The following is a 10,341-nucleotide window of genomic DNA, read 5'->3' as shown; positions in this document are numbered from 1 at the left end:
CGGCGCGCTCGTTGATCTCATCCAAAACCGCATCGGCCGATTCGCGGTCCAACGTGTGATCCGCATCCGTGAGCTTCCGCTCGGAATACGTGTCGGGCACCTGCTTGACCAGGACGACGATGTTCATGGGCCCTCTTCGACCTCCTGCGGACTGACGACGCTCGCTGGCCCTCCAGCGGCTTTGCTTGCGGACCCGGCGCTGTGCGGTCCGGGTAGGTTGACCTTGCCATGCCCCTGGTTGAAAAGCACAGTGATGCCAACCACCGGCTATGTTACTCATCGGTAGCACGGCTGCACACCAGGCCCCGCACGTGACGGTACTCACCTTTCCCGACCTCGATGGAAGCGGAGTGGCGCGAACGTCTCCACGGGGCAGATATGAAGAATGTTTACCTCTTAGTAGCCTGGCCGCATGAGGCAACGCGTCGCCATCGTGACCGACTCGACGGCTTCCATCCCGCTCGACGTCGCCGACCAGCTCGGCATCTCGGTCGTCCAGCTGGAGCTGAAGGTCGGCGAGGAGCAGAACGACGAGCGCCGCGTACCGCACGCCCAGCTGGCCCAGGCGATGGCCGCGGGCACCCCGGTGGCCACCGCCGAACCGCCGCCGCCCGCCTTCTACTGGAACTACAGCGACGCCGTGGCCTCCGGCGCCGAGGCGATCATCTCGGTGCACATCTCCGAAGGCCTGTCCCGCACTTGCGAATCGGCCCGCATCGCGGCGGCCGAGATCGGCATCCCGGTCTACGTGGTCGACTCCCGGCTGGTCGGCCTCAGTCTCGGGTACTCGGTGATCGCCGCAGCCGAGGCCGCGGCCGGCGGTGCGACGCCGCAGGGCGTCATGGGCGTGCTGGACCGGCGCCTGCGCAGCACGATGCAGCTGCTCTACGTGGACACGCTGGAATACCTGCAGCGCGGCGGCCGGATCGGCCGGGCGCAAGCGTGGCTCGGCCAGACGCTGTCGATCAAGCCGGTGCTGGCCCTCAAGGAGGGCATCATCGACCAGCACGCCAAGGGGATCGGCATCGATCGCGCGCTGAAGAAGGCGGTGACCACCGCCGTCGAGCGAGCGGGCAACGCCCCGGTCGACATCGGCGTCGAGCACTTCGAGTTCGCCGACCGCGCCAACCAGGTGCTCGACGGGCTGCGCTCGAAGCTGCCCCAGATCCAGCGCGCCACCGTGGCGGAGACCAGTGCGATCCTCGGCGCCCACGCCGGACCGGGCGCGCTCGGCGTGACCGTCTCCCCCGTCTGATAGCTCTTCCGCCTCCGCAGCTTGGAGACTCGGGACGCCCGAACCCCAAGCTGCGGAGGCTCTTCATGAGAAGACGCGAAAACCGTTCTAACCACACACCAAACCAGCCTGCGAAACGCAGAACCCGTTAATCCCGAACGGTTTTCAGCAAACTAGTTCCCGGCTTCCACTCCGTCGAGTGATGCAAACGGCTGTTCGACTCCGGATACTCGATTTCGGGGCAGCGCGAAACGCACGAAACCCACTCCCGCGCTGCGCCCGCCCACCCGAAACCGATTCCGGAGGAACCCCATGTCTTCGAGCACCGTGCTGTTCCCGCTCGTCGGATCAGCGCTCCAGCTTGTCCATCGCGCGGTGGATTCGCTTCACCGACACCGGGAACGCCGTGCCGAGCGACTGCGCGAACAGGCTGACCCGCAGCTCCTCGATCATCCAACCGACGTGCAGCAGGGCTTCGCTCGGATAGCGGCCCTGCGGCACCCCGGCCAGCAGATCCCGATAGCGCTGCTCGACCTCGTCGACCTGGTACATCCAGTCCCGGTCGCGCTGCGGGTGGTACTGCAGCTTGTCCAGCCGCTGCTCGATCGCGTGCAGGTAGCGCACGAGGTCGGACAGCCGCGCGTACCCGGTTGTGGTCACGAAGCCGGGCCGCAGCAGCGCGTCCAGCTGGTCCCGGATGTCGGCGTAGGACTCGCCCGGCAGCACCTTGGCCCGGTCCGCGAGTGCGGACTCGACCCGCTGCGCGGTGACCAGCACCTGTTCCACTTTGGACATCGCGTCGACGGTGACCGCACCCAGCTGCGCCCGTACCTTGTCCTGCAGCGCGCTGAACGCCGCCTCGTCCCAGACCGGGCCGCCGTTGTCCGCCATCAGCTTGTCGACGGCGCAGCGCAGGCAGTCGTCCAGCACGGTGTTCAGGTCGCCGTGCCGGCTGCCGCCGAGCACCAGGCGGGTGGTGCCGCTCATGCCGCGCTGGATGGACTTCACCGGCGAGGGGATGTTCAGCAGCAGGAGGCGGCGGGTGCCGTCCCACAGCGCCCGGCGCTGCTCCTCCTCGGTGTCGAACATGCGCACCGCGACGCTGTCGCCGTCGTCGACGAGCGCCGGGTAGGCCTTCACCGGGTGACCGGAGCGCTGCTGCTCGAAGGTGCGCGGCAGGTTGCCGAAGCTCCAGGAGCGCAGTCCTCGCTGCTCGATGTCGTCGGCGGCCGCGGCAGCGGAGATCTCCGCGCGCAGCTTGGGCTTCAGCTTCCGCTTCAGGGCCTCCAGGTCCTTGGACTCGGCGAGCTTGCGGCCCTTGCCGTCCACCACGCGGAAGGTCATCTTCAGGTGGTCCGGCACCTTGTCCAGGTCCCACTCGGTGCCCGGCACCGCGATGCCGGTCATCTGCTTGAGGCCCTGCTGCAGGCTCTCCAGCAGCGGAGCGGCGAACGGCTCGATCCGGGACAGCACCGCCTTGGCGAAGTCGGGGGCCGGCACGAAGTTCCGGCGCAAGGTCTTCGGCAGCGACTTCAGCAGCGCGGTGACGAGTTCCTCGCGCAGTCCCGGGATCTGCCAGTCGAACCCGCTCGGGTCGACCTGGTTGAGCACCGGGAGCGGGATGTGCGCGGTCACGCCGTCCGCATCGGCACCCGGTTCGAACTGGTAGGACAGCGCCAACCGGAGCCCGCCCTGCGGCCAGAGGTCCGGGTAGTCCTGGTCACTGACCGCCGCCGACTGCTGGTTGATCAGCATCGACTTCTCGAAGTTGAGCAGGTCGGGCTGCTCGCGGCGCATCTTCTTCCACCACGAGTCGAAGTGCCGTCCGGAGACGACTTCCTCGCCGACGCGCTGGTCGTAGAACTCGAACAGGGTCTCGTCGTCGACCAGGATGTCGCGCCGCCGCGCGCGCTCCTCCAGGTCCTCGACCTCGTCCAGCAGCGCCCGGTTCTCGTGGAAGAACTGGTGCCGGGTGTCCCAGTCGCCTTCGACCAGCGCGTGCCGGATGAACAGCTCGCGGCTGAGCTCCGGGTCGATGCGCCCGTAGTTGACCTTGCGCCCGACCACCAGCGGAACGCCGTAGAGGGTGACCCGCTCGGCGGCGACCACGGCCGCACGGTCCTTCTCCCAGTGCGGTTCGCTGTAGGTGCGCTTGACCAGGTGCTGCGCGAGCTGCTCCACCCAGTCCGGCTCGACCTTCGCCACGATGCGCGCCCACAGCCGGGAGGTCTCCACCAGCTCGGCCGCCATCATCCAGCGCGGTGGCTTCTTGAACAGCGAGGATCCGGGGAACACCGCGAACTTGGCGTTGCGGGCGCCCTGGTACTCGTTGCTGCCGCGCCCCGGCGGGCCCTTCTTGTCCTGCCCGGACTTCTTGTCGACGTCCTTGAGGCCGATGTGCGAGAGCAGGCCGGCGAGCACCGACTGGTGGATCCGCGCCGGGTCGGCCTCCTGGTCGTTGAGCGTCAGGCCCATCGACCGGACCATCTGGCGCAGCTGGCCGAAGAGGTCCTGCCACTCGCGCACGCGCAGGTAGTTGAGGAAGTCCGTGCGGCACAGCTTGCGGAACTGGTTGGACGACAGCTCCTTCTGCTGCGTCCGCAGGTAGCGCCACATGCTGAGGTAGGTGAGGAAGTCGGACTCGGCGTCCTTGTCCACGAAGCGCGCGTGCTTCTGGTCGGCCGCCTGCTGCTTGTCCGTGGGCCGCTCGCGCGGGTCCTGAATGGACAGTGCCGCGGCGATGACCAGCACCTCGCGCAGGCAGCCGTTGCGATCGGCTTCGACGACCATCCGGGCCAGCCGCGGGTCGATCGGCAGCTGCGCGAGCTTGCGGCCGACCGGGGTGAGCCGCTTGGCCAGCTCGGACTTCGAGTTGTCCAGCGCGCCCAGTTCCAGCAGCAGGTTGATCCCATCGGTGATCTGCCTGCGGTCCGGCGGTTCCACGAACGGGAAGGACTCGATCTCGCCGAGCCCCAGCGAGGTCATCTGCAGGATGACCGAGGCCAGGTGGGTGCGCAGGATCTCCGGGTCGGTGAACTCCGGACGGGACAGGAAGTCCTCTTCGGAGTAGAGCCGGACGCAGATGCCCTCGGAGACCCGGCCGCAACGCCCCTTGCGCTGGTTCGCCGAGGCCTGCGAGACCGGTTCGATCGGCAGCCGCTGCACCTTCGTGCGGAAGCTGTACCGGGAGATGCGCGCGGTGCCCGGGTCGATGACGTACTTGATGCCCGGCACCGTCAGCGACGTCTCGGCCACGTTGGTGGACAGCACGATCCGGCGCCCGGAGTGCGGCTGGAACACGCGGTGCTGCTCGGCGGCCGACAACCGCGCGTACAGCGGGACGATCTCGGTGCCGGGCAGCTTCTGCTGCTTCAGCGCGTCCTCGGCGTCCCGGATCTCCCGCTCGCCGCTGAGGAAGACCAGGATGTCGCCTGGGCCCTCGGCGCAGAGCTCGTCCACCGCCTCGCAGATCGCCTGGGTCTGGTCGCGCACCACGTCCTCGGACTCGTCCGAGTCGTCCACCAGCGGCCGGTAGCGGACCTCGACCGGGTAGGTGCGGCCGGAGACCTCGACCACCGGTGCGTCGTCGAAGTGCCGCGAGAAGCGCTCCGGATCGATGGTGGCCGAGGTGATGATCACCTTCAGGTCGGGGCGGCGCGGCAGCAGCTGCTTGAGGTAGCCCAGGATGAAGTCGATGTTGAGGCTGCGCTCGTGCGCCTCGTCGATGATCAGCGTGTCGTAGCGCCGCAGCAGCCGGTCGTGCTGGATCTCGGCGAGCAGGATGCCGTCGGTCATCAGCTTGACCAGCGTGTCCTCGCTCGCGCGTTCGGTGAACCGCACCTGGTAGCCGATGGCATCGCCGAGCTCGGTGTCGAGTTCCTCGGCCACCCGCTCGGCGACGGTGCGCGCCGCGAGCCGGCGGGGCTGGGTGTGCCCGATCATGCCCTGCACGCCGCGACCGAGCTCCAGGCACATCTTGGGCAGCTGGGTCGTCTTCCCGGAGCCCGTCTCACCAGCGACGATGACGACCTGGTGATCGCGGATCGCGGCGATCAGGTCGTCCCGGCGCTGGCTGACCGGAAGGTGCTCCGGGTAGCGGACCTCGGGCACGTTGGCGCGCCGGTTCTCGATGCGCAGCTCCGCGGCCTCGACATCAGCGGTGATCTCGTCGACCACCGACTGCAGGGCCTGCGGATCGCGGATCTTGCGCGCCCCCTCGATGCGGCGGCGCAGCCGACGCTGGTCGTGCAGCATCAGCGCGGGCAAGCGGTCCCGCAGACCAGCGAGCGGAGATTTCACAGACGTACCCATACTCCGGACAAGCATAGAGAAGGCGCCGTCGGCTCTGCCTCTGGTTTTCGCCACCCTCACACCGCACGGCGAACGCGTCACCAGGTGCGATCAGACGTACCCCGCGCGGCGCGGGGCCGGAGGGCTCGGCGGCGGCATCTCGTTCCGCCGCCGAGCGGGGGAGAACAGCTCGGCTCAGTTGCCGGTGAACTTCGCCTTGCCCGGACCGTTCTCGATGAACGAGCGCATGCCGATCTTCTGGTCCTCGGTGGCGAACGTCCCCGCGAACAGGTGCGTCTCCAGCTTCAGACCGTTGTCCAGGTCCAGGTCCAGCCCGCCGTCGACAGCGGCCTTGGCCGCGGCCAGGGCGCGGGCGGCGCCGTTGGAGAACTGCTCGGCCCAGCGCCGCGCCGCCGCGTACACCTCGGCGGCCGGCACCAGCTCGTCGACCATGCCCAGCGACAGCGCTTCCTGCGCGCCGACGAACCGGCCGGTGTAGATGATGTCCTTGGCCTTGCTCGGCCCGATCAGCCGCGCCAGCCGCTGCGTGCCACCGGCGCCGGGGATCACGCCCAGCAGGATCTCCGGCTGGCCGACCTTGACGTCGTCCGCGGCGATGCGCCGGTCGCAGCTCAGCGCCAGCTCGAAACCGCCGCCGAGGGCGTACCCGGTGAGCGCGGCGACGGTGGGCTTCGGGATCGCGGCGACCTGGCTCATCGCGTCCGACAGGCCGCGCTGCTCCTTGCGCGCCATGTCCGCGTAGGACATGTCGGCCATTTCCTTGATGTCCGCGCCCGCGGCGAAGACCTTCTCCCCGCCGTAGACGATCACGGCGCGGATGTCGTCGCGCTCGGCAGCCTCGATCGCGACTTCCCGCAGCTCGACCTCGATCTGCCGGTTCAACGCGTTCATCTTGGGCCGATCCAACCGGATCGTCCCGATCGCGCCGTCCACCTCAAGCCTGACGAACTCGCCCACGCAGCAACCTCCTCGTCGAACCGCCACTCGCCGCGCAGGCTATCGCGCCAACCCCGACAACTGCTGTGTCACGGATCTCAGAACAATGTCCGAAGCTCTCGTTTCGCGTGGCGGTGCAGATTCTCAGACGTCGCCTGGCGAGGACAGCCCTTTTGCCGTGCATCGGCATACATAAAAGGGGATCCCCGCAGCCAGGCGGCGTCTGAGGTTCCGCCACCCGCACCGTCACGCAAAAAGAGCCTGGAAACAGGCCCGTCAGCGGCGGCGGGCGAAGTAGCGGTTTCCGCTGCGCTGCAGCTCGAGGTCCTGGTCGAAGGTCTTCGACAGGTTGTCCTCGGTGAGCACGTCCTCGAGCAGGCCCTGGGCGACGATGTGGCCGTCGCGCAGCAGCAGGCCGTGGGTGAACCCGGGCGGGATCTCCTCGACGTGGTGCGTGACCAGCACGGACGCGGGGGCATCGGGGTCCATGGCCAGCGCCGACAAGCGCGCGACCAGGTCCTCGCGACCACCCAGGTCGAGTCCGGCAGCGGGCTCGTCGAGCAGCAGCATCTCGGGGTCGGTCATGAGGGCGCGCGCGATCGTGGCGCGCTTGCGCTCCCCTTCGGACAGCGTGCCGAACTCGCGGTCGGCCAGGTGCGCGACGCCGAGCAGTTCGAGCAGCTCCGCGGCGCGGTCGGTGTCCATGTCGTCGTACTCCTCGCGCCACCGGCCGAGGACCGCGTAACCGGCGCTGACCACGACGTCGCGGACCAGCTCGTCGCCGGGGACGCGGGCCGCCAGCGCCGCCGAGCACAGACCGATGCGGGGGCGCAGGTCGAAGACGTTGGTCTTGCCCAGCCGCTCGCCGAGCACGTCCACAGTGCCCTCGCTCGGGTACATCTCGGTGCTGGCCATCTTCAGCAGGGTCGTCTTGCCCGCTCCGTTGGGCCCGAGCACCACCCAGCGCTCGTCGAGTTCCACCGACCAGTTCACGTCGGCCAACAGCGTGGTCTCTCCCCGCCGAACACCGACGCCATCCATCCGGATGACCAGGTCGTCCACGTCTACCTCCCCGCTGTGACTGACCGCAGCGCCTGGGCGTGGCGCCCCCGGTTCGTCTTCGATCCAGGACCGCCGCAGGCCTTCGGCGGGTCCGCTCCGCGCCCCATTGTTCCGTTCCCGGCCGGAACGCTTGCGGGCGGGAGCACCCAGCGCTCGCTCAGCCGGGTGACACCCGTCCAGGGCTCGGCAAACGTCGCCGCCCAGCATTCGGGAAGGTTGCGGTCGCGCTGGCACGAAACGCCGTCATCGTGCCACGATCGCTGGCGTGTCCGATTCGTTGCTCACCCGCGATCGCGTGACCGACCTGTTCCTGGTCGTCACCTCCGCCTGTTGCTGAAGCGGTCAACCGCTTTCCAGGTCCTTTCGCGCGGCTCGACGAATCACTCCACTCCGAAGCCATCCCGCTCGCCCGGGGGCTGTCGGGTCGTGCCGTGCTTTCCGCAAGACACGAACTGGAGACACGCCATGAGCGCTGTGCAGCAGCACCGGCCCGATCAGCGAACCGCCCAGCTGTCCGAGTACACCCCGACCGAACCAGTCCCCGAGCCCGGCGAGGCGGAACTGCACCCCGGCCTCGACCTTCCCCTGCTGCGCGACTTGATCCGCCCCGACCACCAGCTGTGGACACCGCGCGAACTGCGCGAGCTGACCAGGCTGGTCACCTCCGAGCTGACCGGACCGCTGCTCGACGTCGTTCGCGTCGACGACGAGCAGCGCTGGTGGGCCAAGCTCGGCCTGACCTCAGGTGTCGAGCTGTGGTTGCTGTCGTGGGCGCCCGGTCAGGGCACCACGCCGCACGACCACGGTGGAGCGTCCGGCTCGTTCTCCGTGCTCTTCGGCGCGCTCCGGGAGGACTACCGCTACCCGGCCGGCCCGATCCGCACCTCGCACCACGACGTCGGAGCGAGCATCGGGTTCGGCAGCGGGCGCGCCCACCAGGTCCGCAACGTCAGCTCGGTGAACTCGGCGAGCGTGCACGCCTATTCACCGCCGCTGCTGCCGGTCCACTACTACTCGGACCTCTCCGAGGTCCCGCCAGTCCCGCCGCAGCGCGCACACCAGCAGCAGAAGGAGCACGGATGACCACCATCCCCGCGCAACGAAGCGCGGACATCACCCCCGGCCCGTTCGGCATCGACCACCTGCTGGCCGATGCCCGCGAGAAGCTGACTCGGGTCTCACCGCAGGAAGCGCTCGCGCTGCAGCAGGACGGCGGGCTGATCATCGACATCAGACCGCAGTCCGACCGCCTCGCCGAGGGCGAGATCCCCGGCGCTCTGACGGTCGAGCGCATCGTCCTGGAGTGGCGCCTGGACCCGGCGGGCGGTCACCGCCTCGACGGCCTGCACCCGGACCGCCCGGTGGTCCTGGTCTGCAACGAGGGCTACGCCTCCAGCCTCGCCGCAGCCCAGGCGAAGGGCCTGGGCCTGCGCCGGGCAACGGACCTCGACGGTGGCTTCCGCGCCTGGAAGGCCGCGGGCCTCCCGGTCACGACCACCGCCTGATCCAGCGGACTTCCGCGATTTCAACGGAGATCACCCGACTTCCGTTGGAATCGCGGAAGTCGTCCGCGGGACCGGGGTCCTCGCCGAAAGCGGACATGGGCGACTGCTGCGTCCCGTACGCTTTCGTCCTTGTGCAAGCGCAGAGTCTGATGTTCCGCCCGTGGATGATCGCCGGGTTCGTGGGAGCCGTCGCCGTTGCCGCGGTGGAGGCGTACGCGGGCACCGGTGTCGCCGGGACCACTGCGGCGTGGGCCGGTGCGCTAGTCGGGGTGCTGCTGCTTCCGATGGCGACGCAGCTCGGGTTGATCCTCGGGGCCGTCGTCTTCGGTCTGCGCGTGCGGCACGTGATCTTCGGCGCCATGCGCGAGGTCGCGTCCTGGACCCCCAAGCGCGTGAAGTTCACCTTGCGCGCACTGCCGATCACGCTGCGGGCCCAGATCGGCCCCTGGAAGTCGCCGGTGATCCTGCGCTGCTGGCTGGCCGGGTCGTTGTCCGCAGTGGTCGGTGTCGCCGTGGTCGCGGGCAGCTGGGTGCTGACCGATTCCGCGTTCTGGCGCGGGTTCGCCATCGCGGCCACCCCGCTGATGCTCTACAAGCTGTGGCCGCAACGAGTTCCGCTGACCACCTCGACCGGCTGGCTGCTCTTCTCGCTGCCTCGGCTCGGAGGAACCGAACGCGACGAGTTCGTGGCCGCACCACTGGCCGCCCGCGCTTACGAAGCGCTGCAGGTCGGCAAGATCGACCAGGCGCAGTCCTACGCCGATGAGCTCACCGAGAACTACCCCGGGCTGAACGCCACGATGTCGTGCCAGGTTTCGGTCATGGAGGCGCGCGGCGAGTACGCGCCGGGCGTGCTGACGCTGCTGAAGCACATCTCGGAGAACGACGACATCCCGCAGCGCAAGATGTCCTACCTGCTCGCCGGGTTGGCGGGTCTCGGCTTCAAGGCGGTCGAAGCGGGCCAGCTGCCCGCGGAATCCCTGCTGCCGACCGCGAAGAAGGCGCTGGAGGACGCCGTCAAGCTCGGCTACCCGGAGTTCGAGCTCAACGGCACCAACGGGCTGCTGGCCCTGATCGAAGGCGACCCGGAAACAGCGGTCCGCCTCGCCCGGGCGGGGGCGGACTACAACCACACCCCGCTCTCCCTCGCCGACGACCTGGTCACGCTGGCCCGGGCCCACATGGCCTGCCACGACAACGCAGCGGCCCGCGAAGCCCTGGCCAGGGCCGAAGAACTGGCGCCGTGGTCTCCCCGCGTCGCCGAAACCCGCCAACGACTCTCGGTGGCCTGAC

The 10,341-nt window shown here is 69.0% G+C and carries 7 protein-coding genes and 1 pseudogene; 4 read left to right on the top strand and 4 right to left on the bottom strand.

Features of this window, described 5'->3' with window-relative positions:
• Positions 1 to 127 (bottom strand): annotated as a pseudogene (locus OU415_RS24650) (electron transfer flavoprotein subunit beta); the annotation flags it as partial.
• Positions 128 to 412: 285 nt separating this feature from the next.
• On the opposite strand from OU415_RS24650, the gene OU415_RS24645 reads away from it, so the two are divergent.
• The gene (locus OU415_RS24645) at positions 413 to 1,255 is read left to right on the top strand and encodes a DegV family protein (RefSeq protein WP_270951548.1); all 843 of its coding nucleotides are present in this window, start codon (positions 413 to 415) and stop codon (positions 1,253 to 1,255) included.
• A gap of 327 nt (positions 1,256 to 1,582) precedes the next feature.
• Here the strand turns inward: OU415_RS24645 and hrpA are convergent, their stop codons facing one another.
• From hrpA to OU415_RS24630, 3 genes are all read right to left on the bottom strand, one after another.
• The gene (gene hrpA / locus OU415_RS24640) at positions 1,583 to 5,545 is read right to left on the bottom strand and encodes an ATP-dependent RNA helicase HrpA (RefSeq protein ID WP_270951547.1); all 3,963 of its coding nucleotides are present in this window, start codon (positions 5,543 to 5,545) and stop codon (positions 1,583 to 1,585) included.
• Positions 5,546 to 5,719: 174 nt separating this feature from the next.
• Positions 5,720 to 6,502 (bottom strand): enoyl-CoA hydratase/isomerase family protein, encoded by a 783-nt coding sequence (locus tag OU415_RS24635; protein ID WP_270951546.1) that lies wholly within the window; start codon positions 6,500 to 6,502, stop codon positions 5,720 to 5,722.
• A gap of 255 nt (positions 6,503 to 6,757) precedes the next feature.
• Positions 6,758 to 7,522: an ABC transporter ATP-binding protein gene (locus OU415_RS24630; protein WP_270951554.1), complete on the bottom strand. Its 765-nt coding sequence runs from the start codon at positions 7,520 to 7,522 to the stop codon at positions 6,758 to 6,760.
• 486 nt (positions 7,523 to 8,008) lie between these two features.
• On the opposite strand from OU415_RS24630, the gene OU415_RS24625 reads away from it, so the two are divergent.
• The 3 genes from OU415_RS24625 to OU415_RS24615 all read left to right on the top strand — a co-directional run bounded on the left by OU415_RS24625 (position 8,009) and on the right by OU415_RS24615 (position 10,340).
• Positions 8,009 to 8,626 (top strand): cysteine dioxygenase, encoded by a 618-nt coding sequence (locus tag OU415_RS24625; RefSeq protein WP_270951545.1) that lies wholly within the window; start codon positions 8,009 to 8,011, stop codon positions 8,624 to 8,626.
• Positions 8,623 to 9,048, top strand: a complete 426-nt coding sequence (locus OU415_RS24620) for a rhodanese-like domain-containing protein (protein ID WP_270951544.1) — start codon at positions 8,623 to 8,625, stop codon at positions 9,046 to 9,048. The genes OU415_RS24625 and OU415_RS24620 overlap by 4 nt, the downstream gene beginning before the upstream one ends.
• A gap of 149 nt (positions 9,049 to 9,197) precedes the next feature.
• Positions 9,198 to 10,340 carry a hypothetical protein gene (locus tag OU415_RS24615; RefSeq protein WP_270951543.1) on the top strand — a complete coding sequence of 381 codons (1,143 nt, stop codon included), beginning with the start codon at positions 9,198 to 9,200 and terminating at the stop codon, positions 10,338 to 10,340.
• Position 10,341: the final 1 nt, after the last annotated feature.

Source organism: Saccharopolyspora oryzae, assembly GCF_027853915.1.
Classification (GTDB): domain Bacteria; phylum Actinomycetota; class Actinomycetes; order Mycobacteriales; family Pseudonocardiaceae; genus Saccharopolyspora; species Saccharopolyspora oryzae.
This window is presented reverse-complemented; position numbering and strand designations above follow the sequence as displayed.